This is a genomic window from uncultured Comamonas sp. (assembly GCF_964277875.1).
In the GTDB taxonomy this organism is placed as follows: Bacteria; Pseudomonadota; Gammaproteobacteria; order Burkholderiales; family Burkholderiaceae_C; genus Comamonas; species Comamonas sediminis.
The window spans coordinates 189,197-210,947 of sequence record NZ_CAXYJV010000001.1 but is presented as its reverse complement, the minus strand read 5'-3'; the positions used below and the strand labels follow the sequence as shown (position 1 = coordinate 210,947).

Sequence of the window (21,751 nt, the reverse complement as noted above, 5' to 3'; positions counted from 1 at the left end):
GAATAATCACGCCTGTGAAGCCTGCCAGACCGCCGCTGGTGCTAGTGCCGAAAGGCCGCACTGGAGGAACGTCCGGACTGCACAGGACAGCGTAGCAGCTAACGGCTGCCCACCGTGAGGTGAGGATCAGAGCAACAGAGACGAGTCCGGGGGGCGTACCGCAAGGTAAACCACCCGGGGTGAAACGGGCAATCTCTACGCGCAGCAATACCAAGTAGGCCAGCGTTGATGTGGTTCCGCAGAGTTGGCGGGTAGGTAGCGTCGAGCCGTGGTGGTGACACCCGGCCCAGAGTAATGGCGGTCACGCCTGGGGCAACCCGGGTGCACAGAATCCGGCTTATCGGCAGACTTCACACCTGATCGCGCACAGCGGCCACCGATGCCCTTCGGTGGCCGTTTTGCTTTCCGCTCAGTCCTTTTTGCGGGCGCGCGGATGGGCCTGGTCGTAGACCTGGGCCAGGTGCTGAAAATCGAGCCGGGTGTAGACCTGGGTGGTGGTAATGCTGGCGTGTCCCAGCAGCTCCTGCACCGCGCGCAAATCCTGGCTGGACTGCAGCACATGGCTGGCAAAGGAATGGCGCAGCATGTGCGGGTGCACCGGCGTGGTCATGCCGGCGACCAGGCTGCGCTCGCGCAGGCGCTGCCAGACGCTGGCGGCCGACAGGCGGGCGCCGCGCACACCGATGAACAAGGCCGCATCGCAGGGCGCGACCTGGTCACGCACGGCCAGCCAGGCCTGCAGCGCCACCAGCGCCGCCTTGCCCACGGGCACCACACGGCGCTTGCTGCCCTTGCCCAGCACATGGGCCTCGGCTGCCTCCATATCGATCCAGCCCAGCGCCTGCACGCTGGCAGCGGTATCCAGGCCCACGAGCTCGCCCACGCGCAGTCCGCTGCCATACATCAGCTCGACCATGGCACTGTCGCGGGTCTGCACCCAGGGGTCGCCCTGCGCATGGCTGGCTTCGGAAAAGCGCACCGCATCGTCGACGGACAAGGCCTTGGGCAAGGGCTTCGGAGATTTAGGGGCGCGCACATCCTGCACGGGGTTGCGCTCGACCAGGCCTTCGCGGCCAGCCCAGTTGAAAAAGCCGCGCCAGCCGCTCAGGATCAGCGCAATGCCACGGCCGCTGCGGCCTGCGGCATGCATCTGCGCGACAAAGCGGCGGATATGCTGGGGCCCCAGTTGCAGGACCTCGGTGTGGGCCTCGGCGGCCATGGCCGACAGGCGCTGCAAATCCAGCGTGTAGAGCGTGTGTGTGCGCGGCGCCAGCCGCTTTTGCACGCGCACATGCTCCAGGTACTGGAGCATGGGGGCGCTGAGCGCGGCGCTGTCCATGGGCCTAGCGCAGGCGGCAGAGCACGCTGGCGGCAATCTCGCCCATGCGCTCGAGCAGATCGGTGTCCATGTCGGCCTGGAAGCGGGCCGGATCGGGAGAGCCCAGCACCAGCAGGCCCCAGGCGGGGGTGTCACCCAGGATGGCGCCGTCGCGCAGCGGCAGCAGCACCACCGACTGCACCTGCGCGCTGTCGGGCAGCCAGCCGGCCGGCTCGACGCCGACATTGGGGCCGCAGTAGGGGGTGGACAGCGAGCTCGCAAAGCTGCGCGCATCGGCGCTCACGCCCTGGGCGAAGGGCTCGTTCAGGTAGGTTTCGGCCACATCCCAGAGCCGCAGTGCGACCTGGGGCACCTCGAAGTGCTGCATCAGGCTGTCGGCAATCACCTCGGGCAGCTGCAGCGGGTTGCGGGTCTTGACGACATCGCAGGTCCAGTGGTGGATGCGGTCAATCGTGTGGTGGTTCTGGCTGCCGTTGCGCATCATGTCCATGATGCGGTGCTCCAGGCCCTTGATCTTGTCGCGCAGCATCTCGGCCTGGCGCTCCTGCAGGCTGACGGTGCGGTTGCCATAGGGGCTGACCATGTGCACGCCGGTCAGCACCTGGGCCTGGCGCTCGAAGAAATCCGGTGTCTGCACCAGGAACTCGGCGATGTCTTCTTCGGTAATGGGGGGAACCTGGTTGTTGTTTGCGCTCATCGGTCTCTCTCGTATCGGCTGCTCGCCGTCTCCTCAATCGGTAGCCGCAAGGTGCAGCGCCGTGCCTAGTCCGGAATGCGGATCTCACCTTCGAACACGGTCGTGGCCGGGCCGGTCATCATCACCGGGTCGGCGGCCTGGCCGCTCCAGGCGATGGTCAGCAGGCCGCCCCGGGTCTGCACATCCACCGGGCTTTGCAGCAGGCCCAGCTCGATGCCGGCCACCACCGCCGCGCAGGCGCCGGTACCGCAGGCCAGGGTCTCGCCGGTGCCGCGCTCAAACACCCGCAGCCGCACCTGGTGCGCCGTCTGCACCTGCAGAAATCCGACATTCACGCGTTCGGGAAAACGGGGATGGGACTCCAGCACGGGGCCCTGGGAGGCGACCGGCGCAGTGTCCACATCGTCGACCAGCATCACCGCATGCGGGTTGCCCATGGACACCGGTACGACGAACACGGTGGTGGGATCGGCCGGCACTTGCAGCGCCAGCGGCCATTTCTGGGTGTGGTGCTGGGCCACCGGCGTGAGGCCGCTGGTGTTGAAGGGCACGTCTTCGGGCACCAGGCGGGGCTGGCCCATGTTGACGGTGACGCGGCCGTCCGCCATCAGCTCGGGGGCGATCACGCCTTTTTGGGTCTGAACCCGGATCGCGCGCTTGTCGGTCAGGCCCTTGTCGTAGACAAAACGTGCAAAACAGCGCGCGCCGTTGCCACATTGCTCCACCTCGCCGCCATCGGCGTTGTGGATGATGTATTCAAAATCGATCCCAGGGGCGGGCGAGGGCCGCACCGTCAGGATCTGGTCGGCACCAACGCCAAAATGGCGGTCGGCCAGAAAGCGGTACTGGTCGGCACGCAAACCCAGCGGGCCGGCGGTCTCGTCGAGCACGACAAAATCATTGCCCGCGCCCTGCATCTTGGTAAAACGGATGTCCATCTGCGTATTATCGCTTTTTGGGCCCGGCCGGCTGCACTGCGGGACAGAGGGCCTCATTACCCGCACCGCGCCCCGAGGTTGCAGATGCGGACAGTCTGGGGCAATGCCGTCCTTGCCGGCCCTGCGCGTGACACGGGCCAGCCATGCAAGTGTTGATAATGGGCCCATGACCCGTACCAGCCAGCTCCTCCATGTGCAACGCGAGCCCGCGCCGGCCCGCGCAGCCGCCACGGCCCTGTTCTTGCGCGATGCGCCCGATCCTGATGCGGGGCCCGGCGCCACCCGGCTGGAGGTGCTGATGTCGCGCCGCTCCGACCAGGCGCGCTTTGCCGCCGGGCACTATGTTTTCCCCGGAGGGGCTGTGGATGCCAGCGATGCCCAGCACCACGACCTGTTGGCGCGCCGCACGGCGCAAACCACCGAGGAGCTGACCTACGCCCAGGCCGCCATCCGCGAGAGCATGGAGGAGATGGGCGTGCTGCTGGCCCGCCACGCCGATGGCCGCTGGGCCAGCCAGGCCGAGGTGGCCAGCATTGACCGCAGCCAGCCTCTGCTGCCGCAGTGCGCGGCGCTGGGCTTGACCTTGGCCGCCGATGTGTTGTGGCCGTTGGCACGCTGGACGGCGGCGCAGGAAATACCGATCCGCTTTGACGTGCCTTTTTTGGTGGCGCGCATGCCGCAGGGGCAGGAAGCGGTGACCGATGACACCGAACAGTTCGAGCCGCTGTGGGTGCACCCGGCACAGGCCTTGCAGCGCGCGGCCGACGGGCAAATGACGGTGATGTTCCCCACCCGGGTGACGCTGGAGCGCCTGGCCGCCTACCCCACGGTGCAGGCGCTGCTCGATGTGCTGCAGGCGCTGCAGCAGGTGCAGCCCGGCCAATGGCTCTGGCAGTCGATGCCGCGGGGCGCGGTGGTGAACGGCGAGGTGCGCCGATTCATGGAGCATGAGACCGCCTATGGCGAGCTGGCCCTGGTCTGCCCCGATGGCCAGCTGCACCATGCGCTGGGCTGGCAGAGCGCACAGCCGGTGCCGCTGCTGAAGAACGTGCAGCGCCTGACGGCCGACAACGGCGGCACGATGACCGGCCCCGGCACCAACACCTACCTGGTCGGTGACGCCGAGACAGGCTATATCGTCATCGACCCCGGCCCCAGGCCGCAGCCGCAGGACGACCCGCACCTCAGCCGCATCATGGCCGCCACCGGTGGCGATATCCGCGCCATCGTCTGCACCCATTCGCACGCCGACCATTCACCCGGTGCAGCGCCGCTGCAGGCGCTGGTTGCGCAGGCAGGCCGCAGCAAGCCGCTGATCTGGGGCCTGTCGTCTGCCTGCACGGCGCGCGCGGGCAGCCAGTTCACGCCCGACCAGGAACTTCAGGACGGCCAGGTGCTGCGATTGGCGCACCCGGGCGATCCCGCAGGCAGCCACAGCCTGCGCGTGGTGCACACGCCCGGCCATGCGGCCAACCATGTCTGTCTGGTGCTGGAAGAGGACGGCCTGCTGTTCAGCGGCGACCATATATTGAACGGCAGCACCACCGTGGTGGACCCGCCGGATGGCAATATGCGCCTGTACCTGGCCTCGCTGGCCAAGCTGGCCCAGGTATGTGAACAGGGGGAGATCGGCTTCATCCTGCCAGCCCATGGCTATGTGCTGGCCCAGCCGCTGCAGGTGATTGCCAAGCTGCAGGCACACCGCATGGCGCGCGAAGAGAAGGTGCGCCAGGCCATGGCGCAAGCGCCCGGTGGCACGCCGGAGGACTGGGTGGCGATCGCCTATGCCGACACGCCCGAGCGGCTGTGGCCGGTGGCCAAGCGGTCACTGCTGGCCCACGTCGAGCATATTCGCGGGATGTGATCGGGACGTGGGCGCGAGGCCCAGGCTCTTAAAGCTTGGGGATCTTGATGCGGCTGATCATCAACGAGCCCGACACGGCAAACAGCAGCACCAGCGGGTGCAGGGTGAAGCCGCCGATCAGCACCTTGCCGAACCACAGATCGGCCCGCACCGCATTCATGGCGGCGGCCAGTGCCAGCAGCGCGACCAGCACGATCGACGTGGGGATGGGGGTGCCTTCAAAGTACTTCACCTTGCCCGAGGGACCGTCCGACAGGGACTCTGCGGTGACGTTGTAGCGCGCCAGGCGCGAGACGCCGCAGGCCACAAAGTAGCCCAGCACGATGCGGTCCCACATGCCTTGCATGCCGCAGGCATAGGCAATGATGGCAGGTGCCACACCGAAGGAGATCACATCGGCCAGCGAATCGAGCTCGCGGCCCATCGCCGATGATTTTTGCCGCCAGCGTGCAATGCGGCCATCAAAGATATCGAAGATCAGCGCGGCCAGCACCAGGGCGGCGGCAAAGTAGATATGCCGGCGGTCCGAGGTTTCCAGAAAGGTCATCGCCGAGAACAGTGCGCCTACGCCGCAGACGGCATTGCCCAGGGTGAACCAGTCTGCGAGGTGGAACTCGCGAATCATCGAAAAGCGTTTGTGTGGACTATTCATGGAAGATGGTGTCTGCGGCTCAAATGCACGGGCCGCCTCTGGGGGCGCCCTGGTTGCCGACCATGGTACACCCTGTATGGGCCAGCGCCAAACCAGGCAGCCGCCATGCTCCATCAAGCGGGCAAGATCTCCATCAATCCTACAAACAATGTAGGCGGAGCCACAACATTGCAGGGCCAGACTGGCGGCACACAAAACTGGAGCCCTCCGCCGTGACTTTCAATACCGAACAACTGCTGGCTGATGAAGCCCAATACTGCTCTTTTGGCGACACCGTTCACTACGTCAATCCCCCCAAGATCTTCAGCGGCTGCGAGGGCAGCTACATGGTTGACCAGGAAGGCACGCCTTACCTGGATCTGCAGATGTGGTATTCGGCCGTGAACTTCGGCTACAAGAACAAGCGCCTGGAAGACAAGATGATCGAGCAGCTGCGCGAGCTGCCCCAAGTGGCCAGCCAGTACCTGCACCCGACGAAGATCGAGCTGGCCAAGTTCATTGCGCAGGATGCCGAGAAGAAATGGGGCATGCCAGGCCGCGTGCACTTCAACGTGGGCGGCGCCCAGGCGATTGAAGACTCGCTCAAGGTGGTGCGCAATGCCACCCATGGCAAAAGCCTGATGTTCGCGTTTGAAGGCGGCTACCACGGCCGTACCCTGGGTGCCTCGAGCATCACCTCCAGCTACCGCTACCGCCGCCGCTTCGGCCATTTCAGTGACCGCGCGCAGTTCATTCCCTTCCCGTATCCTTTCCGCCGCCCCAAGGGCATGACTGCGGAAGAGTATGCGGATTCCATCGTGCAGGAGTTTGCGCGCAAGTTCGAGAACGAGTACCACGCCGTCTGGGACCCCAAGACCCAGCAGTGCGAGTATGCGGCCTTCTACATCGAGCCGATCCAGGGCACGGGCGGCTATGTGGTGCCACCGCCCAATTTCTTCAAAGGCCTGAAGAAGGTGCTCGACGACCATGGCGTGCTGATGGTGGTCGACGAAATCCAGATGGGCTTCTGGCGCACCGGCACCCTGTGGTCGGTGGAGAACTTCGGCGTCAAGCCCGATGTGCTGGTGTTCGCCAAGGCGCTGACCAATGGCCTGAACGCGCTGTCCGGTCTGTGGGCCCGTGAGGAGCTGATCAACCCCACGGTGTTCCCGCCAGGCTCAACCCACTCGACCTTTGCCTCCAACCCGCTGGGCACGGCGCTGGGCCTGGAAGTGATGAAGATGACCCACGAGATGGACTTTGGCCGCCAGGTGCGCGAGTCGGGTGCCTATTTCCTCGATGGTCTGCAACAGCTGCAAAAGCGCCATCCAGAAATCGGCGATGTCGATGGCATGGGCCTGGCGCTGCGCGCCGAGATCTGCACGGCCGATGGCTTTACCCCCAACAAGGCGCTGCTGGACAAGATGGTCGACCTGGGCCTGGAAGGCAAGCTCACCTACCAGGGCCAAAAACGGGGTCTGGTGCTCGACGTGGGCGGCTACTACAAGAACGTGATCACCTTCGCGCCGTCGCTGATGATCAGCCGCAGCGAGATCGATGAAGCGCTGGTGCTGCTCGACCAGCTGATCACCCTGGCCAAGGCGTCCTGAACTTGAGTGAATCCTTGCGCCCCTCGCGCAACCAGTTGGAGCCCTCTGCGCTGATCCGGCAGTTTGCCGCGCATCCGCCCGAGGGCTTTGCGGTGTTTTCGGACCGGCCGTTCCCGGCCTTTCGCGCGCCCTTTGACCTGCTGACCACCGCTGACGAGGCCGTCAAGCGCTGGGTGCTGCAGCTGCCCGGCGGGGCCTGGCTGGCGCAGCGCTTGCGGCTGCGCACCGATTTTGTCGGCTCCACCTTGAGCGAGTACCTGGTGCTGCCCCCGGATGTGGCGATGGACAAGCTGGCCAGCCAGCTGTGCCGCTACGCCGGCCGCTGCATGCTGACCATCGTCAAGGACCTGCCGCAGGCATCGCCGCTGCTGCCGCCGGCCGACAATGCCGATGCCCATCGCTTGGCCCAGGCGCTGCAGCATGAAGGCTTCATCCTGGTGGAAGGCCAGGCGCTGGCCTATGTGCCTATCGATTTCGACAGCATTGACGGCTACCTGGCGCGGCTGTCCAAAAACCGGCGCTCCGACCTGCGCCGCAAGCTCAAGAGCCGCAGCCAGCTGCAGATCCGGCGCATTCCCACCGGCCCGGCCTTTGCCGACGAGGCCCTGGTCGATGCCTACTATGCGCTGTTCGAGGCCGTGTATGCACAAAGCGAGCTGCATTTTGACAAGCTCAGCCGCAGCTTTTTTGCCGCAGTGCTGCGCGATGCCGCCAACCAGGGCCTGGTGTTTGAGTACCGCGATGCGCAGGATGGCAGCTTGCTGGGCTGGAACCTGTGCTTTGCGCATGATGGGCGGCTGGTCGACAAATACATCGGCCTGTCCTACCCGCGTGCGCGCCAGACCAACCTGTACTTCGTCAGCTGGATCGTGAACCTGGAATATGCGCTGGAATGCGGCCTGTCACACTATGTGGCCGGCTGGACCGATCCCGAAGTCAAGGCGCAACTGGGCGCCAGCTTCACTTTTACCCAGCATGCGGTCTACATCCGCAACCCGCTGCTGCGGGCCTTGGGGCGGCGGTTTTCCCGGCATTTTGAAAGTGACCGCGCATGGCAGGAACAGCGATGACCCCGTTGGTGTTGGATGTCGATGGCTCCGTCGGCCCATTGGCGGGTGAGCTGCGCCTGCCGCTGGGCGACTGGCAGGAGGCGATCCGCTTTGGCGCATCGCTGGGCCGCTACCAGCAGTTCCGCCGCCATCTGCAGGCCCAGCTGCCGCCGCAGCATGGCACGGCCTGGATGGGCAGTGGCGATTATCACCACCTGTCCTGGCTGCTGATCGAGCACTGCATCGCCCGCCAGCGCTTCAGCCCCGCGCGCCCGTTGCGGGTGGTGGTGCTGGACAACCATCCGGACAACATGCGCTTTCCCTGGGGTGTGCATTGCGGCTCCTGGGTGCGGCGCATCGCCATGCATCCGGCGGTATCGCATGTGCATGTCGCGGGCATCACCTCGCCCGATATTGGCGCCGGCCATGCCTGGGAGAACTACCTGCGTCCGTTGCATGCCGGCAAGCTCAGCTACTGGAGCTGCGGCGTGGACACCGGTTGGGCGCGGCGCCTGGGCATGTCGGCCGCCTTTCGGGCTTTTCCCGGCCTCGATGCCTTGGCCGATGCCCTGACCGCCACCCTGGCCAGCGAGCGCCAAAGCACCTACCTCAGCATCGACAAGGATGTGTTTGCCAGTGACGTGGTCACCACGAACTGGGACCAGGGCCAGATGCGCGAGGCACAGGCGATGGGCATCATCGCGGCCTTGGGCGGCCAGCTGGTGGGCAGCGACATCACCGGCGATGTCTCGTCCTGGCAATACAGCACCTGGTGGAAGCGCTGGCTCAGTGCGGGTGACGGCCAGGACACGGCCATCGATGCCCCGGCGCTGGCGCAGGCACAGGCGGGCCAGCATGCGCTCAACCAGCGGCTGATGGCGGCATTGTCTGCCGCAACGCATCCAGCAACTGGCCAAACAACGCATCACTGAGCCAGGCGCTGTTGCTGATGGCCAGCAGGCGCTGTGCCCAATCGCGGGCCTGCGGCACCGGGTCATCCATCGCCTCGCCCAGGACGGGCGCATAGCGCTCGTAGTCGGGCAGCACCCGGCTGAAGGGCAGTGACAGCCCCCAGCCGCTGGCCCAGTGCGCCTGCATCAGCGCATCGCGCTGGGCGGCACTGGGCAAGCGCAGCAGAATCACCGGCCAGATGCCTTGCGCCTGGGGCGGGGAGTCCTCCACCACCTCCAGACCGGACAGCGTGCGCAGCTGGGCGATGCGCTGCTGCGCCTGCTGCTGCGCCTGCGCCCAGTGCGCATCCAGCCGGGCCAGCGCACGCAGGCCAACGCGCTGGCGCCAGGCGCCCAGGCTGTGCTGCGGGATGTGGCTGCCGAAGTCATCGCCAGCGGCTGTCACCCAGTCGCCCCGCGCCAGGCTGCGGCGCAGCGGTGCGCCGTAGACCCGGTCGAGCAGCGCCGGGCGGAAGGCTGCGGCATAGCCGAGCAGCTCCAGGCTGCGGCGCAGCTCCCAGGCCAGGTGGGGGCGTATCGATGCCTGGTGCTGTGCTCGCAGCGCCGCCATCAGCGCCGGGTCGCGGGCCAGCAGCACGCCGCCTTCGTAGGTGCTCAGGCCCTTGCCCACTGCCAGGCTGAACAGCGCGATGTCGCCCTGCAGGCCCACGCTGCGGCCGTGCACCCGGGCGCCCAGGGCCTGGGCGGCATCCTCGATCACATAGGCGCCGCAGGCCTGGGCGCGGGGCAGCAGCCGGGCGACATCGGCCACCCGGCCGCCCAGGTGGGTGGGCACCAGTGCGAGGGTGCGGTGGCTGAGCAGCGCATCGAGCGCATCGCCATCCATGTCCAGGCAGTCAGGTGACAGGTCGCAGAGCCGCAGCTGCAGGCCACACTGCGCGACGGCCAGCGCCACCAGCGGGCAGGTGTAGGCGGGCACCACCACCTCGCAGCGATCGGGAGCCCACTGCTGCAGCGTGCGCAGTGCCAGCACCAGCGCGGAGGTGCCCGAGCACTCCAGCAGCACCTCGTCCACTTCCAGCCAGGCGGCCAGCGCCCGGTCCAGGCGCTTGTCACCCCAGGGGCGCAGATCGGCGCAGCGCAGCGCCAAGCCTGCGGTGGGAGGCACGGAGATGCGGCGCGCAGTCATCGGCGGTGGCCCGGGCTGTGGCGCGCCATCAGCGTGCAGCGGCGCTGGCGCCGGTACCGTCCACCGGGTTCTCCGCCGGCTTGGCGGCACCATGGTCCCGGGCTTCGCTCAGGGCCAGGCAGGCAATGCCGGCCACGATGAACATGCAGCCCAGAATCTGGGGCAGGCCGATGGTCTCCTGGAACAGGTAGTGGGACAGCACCAGCACCGAGATGATCTCCAGGTGCGAGGCGGCAAAGGCGGGGCCGACGGGCGCGCGCCGCAGCAGATGCATCCAGGTGAAGAAGGCGCCGATGTAGCCGATCAAGGCTCCATAGATCCAGGGCTGGGCAAACACGCGCCAGAGCCAGGAGGGGCTGAACTCCAGCGGCAGTGCGGCATCGCCCGCCTTTTTGAAACTCAGCTGGGCCAGCGTGTCGAAGGCCATCAGCACCAGAAAGCCGACCAGGTAGAAGCGCTTCATGCCGTTACCCCTTGAGCCCGACGACGGCCACACCGATGGAGACCAGCACGATGCCTGCGACCCGCAGCGGTGCCAGCTTTTCCTGAAAGAACAGGCGCCCGGCCACCATGATGGCCACAATGTTGATGCTGCCCAGCAGTACGCCATCGGACAGCGGGACCAGCGACAGAAAGGCCAGCCAGGCGACGAATTCCACCACGTAGCAGGCACCGCCGATCCAGATCCAGGGGCGTGCCAGCATGAAGCGCCAGTGGGCCATGCCGGTGGCCGTGCTGGGGGTCTGGCTGGCAGCGGCCTTGAACGCCAGTTGCCCGCCGCTGTCGACCAGGATATTGATCAGCCACAGGCTGACCACCAGCGGCGTGATGTCAGCGCCCATGTGCCACTGCCTGTGTGCGTGCGCCGCCGATACGGGCGACAAAGTCATGCACCTTGGCGATCACCGTGCGGCGCTCGCGGTCGATCGTGATCATGTGGTAGCAGTTGTCGAGCAGCACGACCTCGACCCTTGCATGGACCGCGCCGGTGGCGATGTCCTCGGCATTGGAGCGGTGGGAGATGTCGTCCTCCCTGGCATGGATGGCCAGGCAGGGCGCGCGCAAATCCCGCAGGTGGCTGCGAACATGGGCCGAAAGCCTGCGCAGCTCGATGATGGACCACCAGGGATTGCCAGGCAGGCCGGCAGCAGCGCTGTCGCCGCTGTGCATCTGCGCCACCACCCTTGCGCGCAGGGCCTCGTCCTTGATGCCGTAAGGGGGGGCTTCCATGAACACGCGGTCGCGGCCGATGCCCAGCAGCCGAAACAGCGGCAGCAGAAAGGCCAGCCTGGTGTAGCGCGGAATGCTCCAGCCGTCATAGCGGAAGGTGGTGGACAGCGCCGCCACCCCGGCGACCTGGCGCGGGTGCGAGGTGGCCACCGCCAGCGACAGCAAGGCGCCCATCGACAGACCGCCGACGACGACCCGGTCCACATGGGGTGCAAAGCGCAGCAGCGCCGATTGCACGCTGGCGAGCCAGTCGGTCCAGCGCGTCTGGACCAGGTCCTGCATGCTGCCGCAATGGCCCGCCAGCTGCACCGCGTAGACGGTAAAGCCTTCGCGGTTGAGGCCCTTGGCCAGCAAGCGCATCTCGGCCGGGGTGCCGGTCAGGCCGTGCACCAGCAGCACGCCGGTGCGTGCGGCCGTGCCGGAGCCGGGCAGGGCGAATTCGTGGGGTGTCAGACACAGGGTTTGCAAGGCTGCTTCAGCGGCCCTTTCCTGCGGTTGGCCCGCCAGATGCTGGGCGAGTGCGTCATGGGGATTCATACGAGGGCCTCCTGCTGCTGCATGAACTGCTGCAGCCACGGGGTGGCGTCACTGAAACCGAGGAACGGTGCATGCGCAATGCCATGCCGCTCGCAGTGGCCGATCAGCCGGTACTTGGCCAGCACATAGTCGGCCTCATGGGAGACGCAAAAGTCCGACGTGCTGTCGCCCACATAGAGCACGCGCCCGGTGATTGCCTGCTGCGCCGCCAGGCGCTCGCACTTGCAGTTGCCGCTGGCACGCTTGCAGTGCGGGCTCGCCCAGGGGGCCTCCAGTGCCCAGCGCCGGGTGTCTTTCTGCACGAGGCGGTTGGCAATGACCTCCAGATGGCCCAGGCCGTGGCGTGCCAGCACGCGCTGGATCGCATAGTCGATTCCGTCGCTGACCACCTGTACCCGCAGACCCAGCACTTGCGCTGCCTGCACAAAGCCGGGGAAGCCGGGGTCGATGGCGATGCCGTCCAGGTGGGCGTCCAGCTCCTGCTGGTCCATGTCCAGCAGCGCGACCTGGCCTTGCATGCAGTCACGCGATCCGATGTCGCCACGCTCCCAGGCGTCTTCCAGACCGGTCCAGCCAGGCAGGCCAAAGCGCTGCAACAGGCTGTCGGTGACATCGACCAGGCTGATCGTGCCGTCAAAGTCGGACTGGATCATCCAGCCAGCGGCGTTGTGGCAGGCAGGCGCCTGCGCAGGCAAGTGTTTATTCATGGAAGCTCACTCTCACGTTCTGGCCCACACGCACATTGCCGGGAGCCGTCTCGAACTCGAGCACGCACTCGACCACGCGCAACGGTCCGCGCTGGGCGTCGTCCTGCAGGGTGGAAGGCCCATACATGGGGTTGATGCGCAGCACCCGGGCCTCGGGCAGCGCGGTGCTGCTGTCGTTGTCCAGCACCACGCTGGCGCGCATGCCTTTTTGCACCGTGCCGGCAAAGCTCTCGTTGAGCTCTGCGCGGATGCGCAGCGGGCGCAGCGGCAGCAGCCGCATCGCCGCCTGGCTGGTGTGTACCTGGCTGCCGACCTGGGCGCGCAGATGCACCACGGTGGCGGCCTCTGGCGCATGCAGGGCATACAGGCGCTGGCGCTCGCGCAACTGCTGGGTCTTGGTTTGGGCCAGCTTCACCTCGGCCTGTGCCACCTCGGCCTCGGACTGCGCATTGCGCAGCGCGGCCTGGGCGTTGTCCACCTCCTGCAGATCGGCCGCGCCATCGCGGGCAGCGGCCTGCAGGCGCTTGAGCTGGGTCTGCAGCAGCGGCAGCTTGGCGGCCAGCGCCTTGTGCCTGGCCTGGGCCAATTGGTACGAGGACTGGGCCACGGACAGCTCGGCACGCAGGTCCTCGTCATGGACCTTGAGCAGCAGCTGGCCGGCCTGGACCTGCTGGCCTTCGCGGACGGCAATTTGCTGCACGGTGCCGTCGACGGCGGTGGCCAACTCCAGCAGACCGCCGTCGACCTCGATCTTGCCCCGGGCCACGGCCACCGGGTTTTGGTGCTGCTGGGTGGTGTTGGCAACGGCCGGGCTATCGGCTGCCGGTGTGCAGCCTGCGAGCCCGCCGCCTGCCAGGCACAGCAGGCCCAGCAGATGCCAGGCATGCGGAACGGGCCAAGAGGTTGTGTGGGTCTTGGTCAAGTTGGGTTCTCCATCATGGTGTTTTGGCGCCGGTCGCGGTACACGGCGCCGTCTTCCATATCCAGTACGCGATCGGCATGCCCCACCAGGCGCGGATCGTGGCTGACGCAAAGCACCGTGGTGCCGTGGCTGCGGGCTACGCGGTGGAGGATGTCGATCACGCGTTGTCCGCTTTCGGCGTCCAGCGCGCTGGTGGGCTCATCGGCAAACAACAGCTGCGGGGCCTTGGCCAGCGCGCGGGCGATGGCGACGCGTTGCTTTTCGCCGCCGGACAGCTCGGCCGGCCGCATGTGCGCGCGGTGGGACAGGCCGACTTCCTCGAGCGCGTCCTGCGCCCGTTTCAAGGTCTCGGCGCGCCGTATGCCGAGGTACCCCAGCGGCAGCTGGACCTGCTCCAATGCCGTCAGCGCCGGAAACAGGTTGAAGCCCTGGAACACAAAGCCGGTGTGCAGCAACCGAAAGCGCTCCATCTCGCGGGCGGGCATGGTCGTCAGGTTCTGGCCCAGTGCAAACGTCTGGCCTTCATCGGGCGTGAGCAGGCCCGACATCAGCGACAGCAAGGTGCTTTTGCCGCAGCCCGAGGGGCCGGAGATCAGCGTCAACTCGCTGGAATACAGATCCACCGAAAGGTCCTGCAGAACCTGGATGCGGATGGCGCCGGACACATAGCTTTTGCGCAATCCGACGGCCTGCAGCGTGGGGGTGGAGCGGGGGGTATGGGTCATCGCACCACCTCTCATCGCAGCAGGGTGGCCGGATCGGTGCGCAAAAGCACACGCATCGCGCCGAGGCCCGACAACAACGCCAACGTAGCGACCAGTGCGGCGCAGGCCAGCACTGCTTGCAGATTGAGCGCGACAGGCACCCGGTAGACTTGGGCCAGCGAGACCAGCGCCACGCTGGCGATGGTGGTCAGCAGCAGGCCGGCGGCGCCGATCCAGCATGCCTGCTCCACGACCACCCGGCCCAGCGCTGCACGGCTGACGCCCAGCGCATTGAGCACCGCATATTCGCGCACCGACCCCGCGATCACGCTCTTGAGTGACTGGCTGGTGACGACAGCGCCGACCAGGCAGACGACGATGGCCATGAACAGCACGCCGGCACCGGCGCCGGTATCGAGCATCCAGTAGCGCTGGGAGCGGTGCGCAAAGCTGTCGGCAGTCCAGACTTCGTGCGGGCCGAAGCTGCGCGACTCGCTGCTCAGGCGCTGTTGCACGGCGTGGTTGTCCACCCCTTTGCGCACGCGCGCCAGCAGGTAGGTGCTGCCCTGGCTGGGTGCACTGCCCGCGATCTGGTGTGCGCTCTCCAGCGAGGCCAGTACATTGACGCCTCCCAGACCCCGCAAGCCATCGACGGCGGCCACCACCCGGACGCGGTGGTTGTTGATCCAGGCGGTGCCGCCCTCATGGGTGGCCAGACTGGCCAGATCGGCGCGGTCCACGATGACGGCGCCGGGCTCGCGCAGCAGCTTGCGCTGCCACGGCGCAATGACCCGGTCGAACACCATGGCGGTGCCGGAGGTGGAGATGCCCGAGAGGTAGACCGATACTGCACCGGCGGCCTGGCCCGTGCCCTGGTCGGCGCGCCAGTCGCCATCCACCCAGACATACGGCTCGACCGCGCGGATGTCCGGGTCCATGCGCAGGCGCATTTCCACATCCGGGCCGATGTTGCGGCCAAAGTTCACGCTTTGGGTGCCGGGGTAGCCGACCCACAGATCGGCCGAGCTGGCGGTGATGTAGATCGCCGCCGAGCTGAAAATGCCCAGCACCAGCGCAGCCTGCATGACCAGCAGCACACCGGCAAAGCCCACCGCGAAGACCGACGGGACAAATCGGCGCCACTCGTAGACCAGGGTTTTGCGCGCCAGGGCAATCATCGTGTGGCTCCCGGCGTGTCAGGTGGGGCTTGCGCTGGCAGCGGGGCGCCGCCCAGCGCCTGGAACAGGGCCACAAAGGCCAGTGCCTGTGCGGCCTGGGCCACGCTTTGCTGGCTTTGGTGCAGCAGCAGCTGGCGGCGCGGCTCCAGGGTATCCAGCTCGCTGGCCAGGCCCAGCTGCTGGCGGCGCTGCAGCTGCTGGGCGCGGCTGCGCAGCAGCGGCGTCTGGGCATCGAGCGATTGCTGGCGCAGCTGTTGTGCGCTCAAGCCTGCCAATGCGGTTTCCACCTCGGCCACACCGTCCAGCACGCTTTGCCGGTAGGCCTTGACGGCGTTGTCCATCTGCAGCGCGTCGGCATCGGCCTGCGCACGCCGGCGGCCCCAGTCGAACAGTGGAATGTCGATGACCGGGCCGAGCATGGGCTCGTGGTTGGAGCTGGAGCGGCGGTTTTGCGTCAGGTTGTAGGAGAACAGCAGCGAGCCACCCAGCGCAAAGCGGGGGTAGAGCGCCGAGTTCGACAGGCCCGCAGCGGCAGCGGCGCGCTGCACCGCGGCTTCGGCCGCGAGGATGGCCGGGCGGCTGCGCAGCAGCTCGGCCGGCAGCACCTGCAGCTTGAGCGCTGCTGCGCTGGGGATGTGGGGGGTGCTGGAGGCGGCCAGCCAGGCGGCGTCGGGCTCGCTGCGGCCCAGCAGCGCCGCCAGCGCATGCGCGGCGCGCGCCTGGTGCTGCAGCAGTTCGGCCTCCTGGCCGCGGCTGCGGTTGAGCTCCAGGTGGGCCTGCTGCACCTGCTCGGTGCTGCCCATGCGCTGCTGCACCCGGACCTGCTGCAGCTGCAGCCGGCGCGTATCGAGCTGCAGTTGCTGGTCCAGCCCAAAGCGTTGCTGCTGCGCTACGCAGATCTCCAGATAGCGTTGCACCACATTGGCGACGAGCTGGATTTTGGCTGCTTGCAACTGCGCCTGGGCATCGAGCAGCTGGCCCTGGCCATCGAGCGCGGTGGATTCAGCAGCGCCAAACAGGCCGAGGTTCCAGCTCATGTCCAGGCTGGCATGGAAGTAGGAGTCGAGCGCGGCCACGTCCTGCAGCGTGCGCACGCCCGCAGTGAGCTCTGGCTTGTAGGCGGCGGTGGCCGTGCCCAGCAGAATGCGCTGGGCCTGCAGCCGGCCTTGGGCCTGGGCCAGGTCCAGGTTCTGGGCCAGCGCCTGCTCCACCAGCTTGTCCAGGGCCGGATCGCCCAGGAGTTTCCACCAGGCGGCCAGATCGGCAGCCTGGATGGCGCGCGCATCGGCCGCGCTGGTGCCAGCCTGGCGCCACTGCGCCGGGGTGTCAGGCTGGAGCGAGGGCTGCGGCGGCGTCATGCAACCGGCCAGCAAAGCGGCGGGTGCCAGTGCCAGCAGTGTTTTGCAGAACAAGGGTTTCACGTGCAATGGAGTCGGTTCTTGGCCGGTGGCGGCCGTGGCGGCCTGGCCGCGCAGGCAGGACAAATATGCGGTCCATTCAACCCTGCCAAGCTTGCGCAAGCTTGCACAATTGATGGAGGAAACATGGAGGCCGCCCAGGCGTGCAGCAGGCAGTCGGCACGGTCATAATGGCTTGTTTCAACAGCGTGCGGGCCTCTTTTTGATGGTGCCGCTGGAGCCTATTTGTGAATGCGTCCGCGATGAAACTACCTACGCCACCTGTGGCGGCTCCGCTGGTGCTCGTCGTGGAGGACGAGCCCGGCATCGCCACGATCTTGGTGGCCTACCTGGAGCGCGATGGCCTGCGCACCTTGTTTGCGCGCGATGGCGAGCAGGCCGTGCAGCTTTTCCGTCAGCACCAGCCCGACCTGGTGCTGCTGGACATCCATCTGCCCGGCATGGATGGGGTCGATGTACTGCGCTTTATCCGCGACCAGGGCCAGACCCCGGTGATCATGGTGACGGCACTGGCTGACGATGTGGACAAGCTGGTGGCCCTGCGCCTGGGTGCGGACGATTACGTGGTCAAGCCTTTCAACCCCGCCGAAGTGGTGGCGCGCGTGCGTGCGGTGCTGCGCCGCAGCCAACCCAAGGCTGCGTCCGTGCCGATGGCGCCGATCCGCGTAGGCGCGCTGGAGATCAACCCGGCCGAGCACAGCGCCCGGGTCTATGACCTGGCCGGGCAGGCCATACCGTTGCCGCTGACACTGACCGAGTTCCGCCTGCTGGCGTTGCTGGCCTCGCAGCCCCGGCGCTGCTTTTCCCGTGCGCAGCTGATCGAGCATTGCCTGCCCGAGAGCGATGCGCTGGAGCGGGTCATCGACTCGCACCTGTCCAAGCTGCGGCGCAAACTGCAGCTGGCCGGCCAGGAAGAGCTGATCGAGACCGTGCGCAGCATTGGATACCGTCTATGGCCCGGGGACTGAACCGCATCTGGGTCCGCTTTGGCTTCTGGATTGCCGGCACCCTGCTCAGCACGATTGCACTGCTGAGCGCCTGTGCCTGGGCCTTCAACGCGGTGCAGTACAACCAGTTCTACCAAAGCCTGCCCACATCGGTGCGGGTAGAGCTCGATGACCTGATCGAGCGCGACCTGGACAACAGCCCGCGCGCGATGCAGATCTATGGTGAATACTGGCGCGGCGAGGTGTTCTTTGGCGAGCAGGTGTCGCTGTTCATCGGCCTGCTGGTCTGCCTGCCGTTTGGCCTGGCGATGGGCTTTTTTGTATCGCGCTACATCACGCGGCCGCTGGCATCGATGGTGGAGGTGGCGCAGCGTGTGGCGCACGGGGATTTCAGCTCGACCCGGGTGGTCGAGGAGGGCGCGCACGGCGAGCTCAAGGAGGTTGTGCATACCTTCAACGCGATGATCGATGCGCTGCAAAAGCTCAATGCCGAGCGCCAGGCCTCGGCCGCGTCCATCTCGCATGAACTGCGCACGCCGCTGTCGGTGCTCAAGACCCATCTGCATGCGATGTGCGATGGCGTCATTGTCCCCAGCGAGCTGGAGTTTCGGCTGCTGCTGGCGCAGACCGAGCACCTGGGCCGGCTGATTGACGACCTGCATACCTTGGCGATGGCCGAAGCGGGCGAGATGTCGCTGCGCAAGGAGCGCCTGAGTCTGGGCGCGCTGGTGCGCGAGAGCCTGCAGGAGCTCCAGCCTCAGTTGCAGCAGGCCGAAATGGCGCTGTCGCAGGTACTGCCCGAGGACGATGCCCTCAGCGTGATCCGCGCCGACCCTTTGCGCATGCGCCAGATCATTGCCAACCTGGTCGGCAATGCGCTGCGCCACGCGGCCAGCGGGCACTGGCTGGAGGTGGAGGTGCGCAGTACGCGGGATGCGCAAGGGCATGTCTGGGTGGAGCTGCTGGTCAGCGATGCCGGCCCTGGCCTGCCGCAGGAGTTGCGGGCCCACCCTTTCCGGCGCTTTGCGATGGCGCCGGGGCGGCGCAAGCGGGAGGGCTCGGGCCTGGGGCTGTCCATTGTGCAGGCGCTGACCGAGTTGCAGGGCGGCGTGGCGCATGCCGAAAGCTCGTCCCGAGGCGGTGCACGGTTCCGTTTGCGTTTTGCGCCCGCTTGAGCCGGCCCGGGCTCGCAGTACCCGCGCAGGGCGCTGGCGATGGCAGACGCTTAAAATAGCCCATGTGCTCTGCAGCTGCAGAGCTTTGCTATTTTTGAAGGAGCGGATGGTGCGGTACCGTGCCACGCCGCAGTGTTGCTGCCCATGCAAGCCCAAGACCCACAAGCCATTCGCCTGTCCAAGCGCCTGGCGAGCGACATCGGTTGCTCGCGCGCCGAGGCCGAGCACTATATCGATGCCGGCTTTGTGACCGTGGATGGCCAGATCCAGGACACCCCGGGTGCCCGTGTGTTGCCCAGCCAGACCGTCGTGTTGCAGCCAGGCGCCGATCTGCGTCCGATCCAGCCGGTGACCTTGCTGCTGCACAAGCCGGCGGGCTACAGCCTGCGCGCGCTGGAGCCCGGCCGCCCCGGCCTCAGTGCGCTGGACCTGCTGACGCCGGAGAACCTGGCTGAGGTAGACACACCGCAGCCCGTTCGGCCTTTGCCGCGCCATTTTCGCCACCAGCAGTTCTTGCTGCCCATTCCCCGCGCTGCCAGCGGCCTGGTGGTCTACAGCCAGGATCCACGCATCATCCGCCACCTGAGCGACGAGGCCGACTTGCTGGAGCAGGAATTCCTGGCCGAGGTACAGGGCGAGATGATCGAGGAGGGCCTGGCCCTGCTGGCCAATGGTCTGTATGTGGATGGCGAGCGCCTGCCTCCTCTCAAGGCCAGCTGGCAAAACGAGACCCATCTGCGATTTGCGCTCAAACGCGTAGCCCCCGAATGGCTGCCCGCCATCTGTGCCGCGCTCGGACTGGAGCTGGTGTCGCTCAAGCGTTTGCGGATCGGCAGGATATCGCTGAGCAAGCTGCCCCCAGGGCAATGGCGCTATCTGCAGGGTTACGAGCGGTTTTAAAGGGCCCAGAGCGGGAATACGCCCGCAGTGTGCAGCTGGCTGGAGGTTGGTATTAATTTGATAGCAAATTGCATCGATCTCACAAGGCTTTGATGAAGGCCAATGCCAGCGGCCTGGCCGCAGGCAAAACATGCCACAATAGCCCGCTTCTGGCATGGCCACAGAATTTACTGCAGCGGTCTTGATATTGCCTGGCATGGCCCTACATAACGGTGTTTGATACAAAGGCCTGTGCTTGCGCGATGGGCCGGTGGGCGGACAGGCCGGGCGCGTGGCGCGGCTTGCGATGGCCACCTTATGTGTAACTATCAGGGGTCCTATGTCACTCATTCCAGTCACCATCCTCACGGGCTTTTTGGGCTCGGGCAAAACCACGCTGCTCAAGCGCGTGCTGCATGAGTCGCACGGCATGAAGATCGCCGTGATCGAGAACGAGTTCGGCGAAGAAAACATCGACACCGACATCCTCAAGACGGAATCGAAAGAGCAGATTCTGCAGATGAGCAACGGCTGCATCTGCTGCACCATCCGTGAAGACCTGCGCGAAGCGCTGCAGCTGCTGGCCGCCAAGCGCCGCAAGGGCATGGTGGATTTCGAGCGCATCGTGATCGAGACCACGGGCCTGGCCGACCCGGGCCCGGTTGCGCAGACCTTCTTCATGGATGAAGAGATCGCCGAAACCTATTTGATCGACTCCATCATCACCCTGGTGGATGCCAAGCATGCCGGCCAGCAGCTCGATACCCGTCAGGAAGCACGCCGCCAGGTGGGCTTTGCTGACCAGATCTTCCTGTCCAAGACCGACTTGGTGAGCGAGGCGGACAAGGACGCGCTGGTCCACCGCCTCAAGCACATGAACCCGCGCGCACCGATCCGTGCGGTGCATTTTGGCGATGTGCCGCTGAAGGATGTGTTCGATCTGCGCGGCTTCAACCTGAATGCGACGCTCAACATCGACCCGGACTTCCTCAAGGAAGAAGGCCATGACCACGCGCATGTGCATGACGAGCATTGCGGCCACGACCATGACCATGTGCACGACGAAAACTGCGGTCACGACCATGGCCACGACCACGAGCATGGCGAACACTGCAACCATCCGCACCACCACCACCATGACGACGACGTCAAGAGCTTTGTGTACCGTGCCGACAAGGCTTTTGACCCGGCCAAGCTGGAAGACTTCCTGGGCGCCATTGTGAACATTTATGGCCCGCGCATGCTGCGTTACAAGGGCGTGCTGGCGATGAAGGGAACCGACCGCAAGGTCATTTTCCAGGGCGTGCACCAGCTGATGGGCAGCGATCTGGGACCCGAGTGGGGTGCCGACGAGCGCCGCCAGAGCAAGATGGTCTTCATTGGCATCGATCTGCCGCAGGACATCCTGCGCCAAGGTCTGGACCAGTGCGTGGTCGAGGCCTGATCCCCGGCCGCAGGCTTTGCCAGCGCTAGCCCTCGGGGAAACCCCGCGTTGCATCGGGGCTGCAATCACTTGTTGCCGTGCCGCGATGCCATATACAATCGCGGCCCGAAATGCAGCAAAGCAGGCAAGCGGTAAGGCACGGGGCCGTGCTTGACCCAAGAGATGTCGATGAGAGGGCGCTGTGGCGCAGGGGCAGGGGCCCGTGCACAGCGTTGATGGAGAAGGAGGCTTGTGCAAGCGAGCTGAACGCTGCCAGCGAGTGGCGTCGGCCTGCAAGATGACGGAGATGCGGGCACCTGCCCGACTTCATAGATGTGCCAGGATCCTGCCGGATCCGGGCGAGTTGATCAGGGGGCTGAGCCTGCCGGGCTTGGCACCTTTT

Annotated in this window: 21 protein-coding genes and 1 other RNA gene; 9 read left to right on the top strand and 13 right to left on the bottom strand. The window is 66.3% G+C overall.

Annotated features, from left to right (window positions below):
• The first annotated feature begins 16 nt into the window (after positions 1 to 16).
• An RNA gene (gene rnpB, locus ACHWUQ_RS00970) (RNase P RNA component class A) lies at positions 17 to 356 on the top strand.
• Between the two features lie 53 nt (positions 357 to 409).
• On the opposite strand, the gene ACHWUQ_RS00965 is transcribed toward rnpB, so the two are convergent.
• From ACHWUQ_RS00965 to dapF, 3 genes are all read right to left on the bottom strand, one after another.
• Entirely contained in the window at positions 410 to 1,339 is a 930-nt protein-coding gene (locus tag ACHWUQ_RS00965) for a tyrosine recombinase XerC (protein WP_312417457.1), read from the bottom strand.
• 4 nt (positions 1,340 to 1,343) lie between these two features.
• The gene (locus tag ACHWUQ_RS00960; RefSeq protein WP_312417456.1) at positions 1,344 to 2,036 is read right to left on the bottom strand and encodes a DUF484 family protein; all 693 of its coding nucleotides are present in this window, start codon (positions 2,034 to 2,036) and stop codon (positions 1,344 to 1,346) included.
• A 65-nt stretch (positions 2,037 to 2,101) separates the two neighbouring features.
• Positions 2,102 to 2,974, bottom strand: a complete 873-nt coding sequence (gene dapF / locus ACHWUQ_RS00955; protein WP_312529239.1) for a diaminopimelate epimerase — start codon at positions 2,972 to 2,974, stop codon at positions 2,102 to 2,104.
• Between the two features lie 166 nt (positions 2,975 to 3,140).
• On the opposite strand from dapF, the gene ACHWUQ_RS00950 reads away from it, so the two are divergent.
• The gene (locus ACHWUQ_RS00950) at positions 3,141 to 4,838 is read left to right on the top strand and encodes an MBL fold metallo-hydrolase (protein WP_394680071.1); all 1,698 of its coding nucleotides are present in this window, start codon (positions 3,141 to 3,143) and stop codon (positions 4,836 to 4,838) included.
• 28 nt (positions 4,839 to 4,866) lie between these two features.
• On the opposite strand, the gene pssA is transcribed toward ACHWUQ_RS00950, so the two are convergent.
• Positions 4,867 to 5,490 (bottom strand): CDP-diacylglycerol--serine O-phosphatidyltransferase, encoded by a 624-nt coding sequence (gene pssA / locus ACHWUQ_RS00945; protein WP_394680070.1) that lies wholly within the window; start codon positions 5,488 to 5,490, stop codon positions 4,867 to 4,869.
• Positions 5,491 to 5,702: 212 nt separating this feature from the next.
• On the opposite strand from pssA, the gene ACHWUQ_RS00940 reads away from it, so the two are divergent.
• From ACHWUQ_RS00940 to ACHWUQ_RS00930, 3 genes are read left to right on the top strand one after another with little or no spacing between them, the layout of a single operon-like run.
• The gene (locus tag ACHWUQ_RS00940) at positions 5,703 to 7,079 is read left to right on the top strand and encodes an aspartate aminotransferase family protein (protein WP_394680069.1); all 1,377 of its coding nucleotides are present in this window, start codon (positions 5,703 to 5,705) and stop codon (positions 7,077 to 7,079) included.
• Between the two features lie 2 nt (positions 7,080 to 7,081).
• Positions 7,082 to 8,149: a GNAT family N-acetyltransferase gene (locus tag ACHWUQ_RS00935; protein WP_313332722.1), complete on the top strand. Its 1,068-nt coding sequence runs from the start codon at positions 7,082 to 7,084 to the stop codon at positions 8,147 to 8,149.
• The gene (locus ACHWUQ_RS00930) at positions 8,146 to 9,060 is read left to right on the top strand and encodes a hypothetical protein (protein WP_394680068.1); all 915 of its coding nucleotides are present in this window, start codon (positions 8,146 to 8,148) and stop codon (positions 9,058 to 9,060) included. The genes ACHWUQ_RS00935 and ACHWUQ_RS00930 overlap by 4 nt, the downstream gene beginning before the upstream one ends.
• On the opposite strand, the gene ACHWUQ_RS00925 is transcribed toward ACHWUQ_RS00930, so the two are convergent.
• The 9 genes from ACHWUQ_RS00925 to ACHWUQ_RS00885 are packed head-to-tail and all read right to left on the bottom strand — an operon-like array spanning position 8,990 to position 16,927.
• Positions 8,990 to 10,228 carry a DegT/DnrJ/EryC1/StrS family aminotransferase gene (locus ACHWUQ_RS00925; RefSeq protein WP_394680067.1) on the bottom strand — a complete coding sequence of 413 codons (1,239 nt, stop codon included), beginning with the start codon at positions 10,226 to 10,228 and terminating at the stop codon, positions 8,990 to 8,992. The two genes, ACHWUQ_RS00930 and ACHWUQ_RS00925, sit on opposite strands and share 71 nt — an antisense overlap.
• Positions 10,229 to 10,256: 28 nt before the next feature.
• A complete protein-coding gene (locus ACHWUQ_RS00920; protein ID WP_312417446.1) occupies positions 10,257 to 10,691 on the bottom strand; it encodes an EamA family transporter in 435 nt (144 codons plus the stop codon).
• Positions 10,692 to 10,695: 4 nt separating this feature from the next.
• Positions 10,696 to 11,070: a hypothetical protein gene (locus ACHWUQ_RS00915; RefSeq protein ID WP_239810662.1), complete on the bottom strand. Its 375-nt coding sequence runs from the start codon at positions 11,068 to 11,070 to the stop codon at positions 10,696 to 10,698.
• On the bottom strand, positions 11,060 to 11,995 hold the full coding sequence (locus tag ACHWUQ_RS00910) for a carboxylesterase (protein WP_239810663.1): 936 nt from the start codon (positions 11,993 to 11,995) through the stop codon (positions 11,060 to 11,062). Before ACHWUQ_RS00910 ends, ACHWUQ_RS00915 begins: the two co-directional genes overlap by 11 nt.
• Positions 11,992 to 12,702 (bottom strand): MtnX-like HAD-IB family phosphatase, encoded by a 711-nt coding sequence (locus ACHWUQ_RS00905; RefSeq protein ID WP_394680066.1) that lies wholly within the window; start codon positions 12,700 to 12,702, stop codon positions 11,992 to 11,994. The genes ACHWUQ_RS00910 and ACHWUQ_RS00905 overlap by 4 nt, the downstream gene beginning before the upstream one ends.
• Positions 12,695 to 13,624: an efflux RND transporter periplasmic adaptor subunit gene (locus ACHWUQ_RS00900; protein WP_394680065.1), complete on the bottom strand. Its 930-nt coding sequence runs from the start codon at positions 13,622 to 13,624 to the stop codon at positions 12,695 to 12,697. Before ACHWUQ_RS00900 ends, ACHWUQ_RS00905 begins: the two co-directional genes overlap by 8 nt.
• On the bottom strand, positions 13,621 to 14,349 hold the full coding sequence (locus tag ACHWUQ_RS00895) for an ABC transporter ATP-binding protein (protein WP_239810666.1): 729 nt from the start codon (positions 14,347 to 14,349) through the stop codon (positions 13,621 to 13,623). Before ACHWUQ_RS00895 ends, ACHWUQ_RS00900 begins: the two co-directional genes overlap by 4 nt.
• 11 nt (positions 14,350 to 14,360) lie before the next feature.
• Positions 14,361 to 15,506, bottom strand: a complete 1,146-nt coding sequence (locus ACHWUQ_RS00890; protein WP_312417440.1) for an FtsX-like permease family protein — start codon at positions 15,504 to 15,506, stop codon at positions 14,361 to 14,363.
• Complete coding sequence (locus tag ACHWUQ_RS00885) at positions 15,503 to 16,927, bottom strand: TolC family protein (protein WP_394680064.1); 1,425 nt, start codon at positions 16,925 to 16,927, stop codon at positions 15,503 to 15,505. The genes ACHWUQ_RS00890 and ACHWUQ_RS00885 overlap by 4 nt, the downstream gene beginning before the upstream one ends.
• Before the next feature lie 239 nt (positions 16,928 to 17,166).
• On the opposite strand from ACHWUQ_RS00885, the gene ACHWUQ_RS00880 reads away from it, so the two are divergent.
• From ACHWUQ_RS00880 to ACHWUQ_RS00865, 4 genes are all read left to right on the top strand, one after another.
• The gene (locus tag ACHWUQ_RS00880) at positions 17,167 to 17,892 is read left to right on the top strand and encodes a response regulator (protein WP_239810669.1); all 726 of its coding nucleotides are present in this window, start codon (positions 17,167 to 17,169) and stop codon (positions 17,890 to 17,892) included.
• Entirely contained in the window at positions 17,877 to 19,046 is a 1,170-nt protein-coding gene (locus ACHWUQ_RS00875; protein WP_394680063.1) for an ATP-binding protein, read from the top strand. Before ACHWUQ_RS00880 ends, ACHWUQ_RS00875 begins: the two co-directional genes overlap by 16 nt.
• Before the next feature lie 144 nt (positions 19,047 to 19,190).
• Positions 19,191 to 19,946, top strand: a complete 756-nt coding sequence (locus ACHWUQ_RS00870; RefSeq protein ID WP_394680062.1) for an RNA pseudouridine synthase — start codon at positions 19,191 to 19,193, stop codon at positions 19,944 to 19,946.
• Positions 19,947 to 20,265: 319 nt separating this feature from the next.
• Positions 20,266 to 21,369 (top strand): GTP-binding protein, encoded by a 1,104-nt coding sequence (locus ACHWUQ_RS00865; protein WP_312458312.1) that lies wholly within the window; start codon positions 20,266 to 20,268, stop codon positions 21,367 to 21,369.
• Positions 21,370 to 21,751 lie beyond the last annotated feature (382 nt).

Bases quoted from the DNA above. Each gene is read 5' to 3' on its own strand.
- ACHWUQ_RS00965 (WP_312417457.1), bottom strand. From the start codon at position 1,339: ATGGACAGCGCCGCGCTCAGCGCCCCCATGCTCCAGTACCTGGAGCAT.
- ACHWUQ_RS00960 (WP_312417456.1), bottom strand. From the start codon at position 2,036: ATGAGCGCAAACAACAACCAGGTTCCCCCCATTACCGAAGAAGACATC.
- dapF (WP_312529239.1), bottom strand. From the start codon at position 2,974: ATGGACATCCGTTTTACCAAGATGCAGGGCGCGGGCAATGATTTTGTC.
- ACHWUQ_RS00950 (WP_394680071.1), top strand. From the start codon at position 3,141: ATGACCCGTACCAGCCAGCTCCTCCATGTGCAACGCGAGCCCGCGCCG.
- pssA (WP_394680070.1), bottom strand. From the start codon at position 5,490: ATGAATAGTCCACACAAACGCTTTTCGATGATTCGCGAGTTCCACCTC.
- ACHWUQ_RS00930 (WP_394680068.1), top strand. From the start codon at position 8,146: ATGACCCCGTTGGTGTTGGATGTCGATGGCTCCGTCGGCCCATTGGCG.
- ACHWUQ_RS00925 (WP_394680067.1), bottom strand. From the start codon at position 10,228: ATGACTGCGCGCCGCATCTCCGTGCCTCCCACCGCAGGCTTGGCGCTG.
- ACHWUQ_RS00920 (WP_312417446.1), bottom strand. From the start codon at position 10,691: ATGAAGCGCTTCTACCTGGTCGGCTTTCTGGTGCTGATGGCCTTCGAC.
- ACHWUQ_RS00915 (WP_239810662.1), bottom strand. From the start codon at position 11,070: ATGGGCGCTGACATCACGCCGCTGGTGGTCAGCCTGTGGCTGATCAAT.
- ACHWUQ_RS00910 (WP_239810663.1), bottom strand. From the start codon at position 11,995: ATGAATCCCCATGACGCACTCGCCCAGCATCTGGCGGGCCAACCGCAG.
- ACHWUQ_RS00905 (WP_394680066.1), bottom strand. From the start codon at position 12,702: ATGAATAAACACTTGCCTGCGCAGGCGCCTGCCTGCCACAACGCCGCT.
- ACHWUQ_RS00895 (WP_239810666.1), bottom strand. From the start codon at position 14,349: ATGACCCATACCCCCCGCTCCACCCCCACGCTGCAGGCCGTCGGATTG.
- ACHWUQ_RS00890 (WP_312417440.1), bottom strand. From the start codon at position 15,506: ATGATTGCCCTGGCGCGCAAAACCCTGGTCTACGAGTGGCGCCGATTT.
- ACHWUQ_RS00880 (WP_239810669.1), top strand. From the start codon at position 17,167: ATGAAACTACCTACGCCACCTGTGGCGGCTCCGCTGGTGCTCGTCGTG.
- ACHWUQ_RS00875 (WP_394680063.1), top strand. From the start codon at position 17,877: ATGGCCCGGGGACTGAACCGCATCTGGGTCCGCTTTGGCTTCTGGATT.
- ACHWUQ_RS00870 (WP_394680062.1), top strand. From the start codon at position 19,191: ATGCAAGCCCAAGACCCACAAGCCATTCGCCTGTCCAAGCGCCTGGCG.
- ACHWUQ_RS00865 (WP_312458312.1), top strand. From the start codon at position 20,266: ATGTCACTCATTCCAGTCACCATCCTCACGGGCTTTTTGGGCTCGGGC.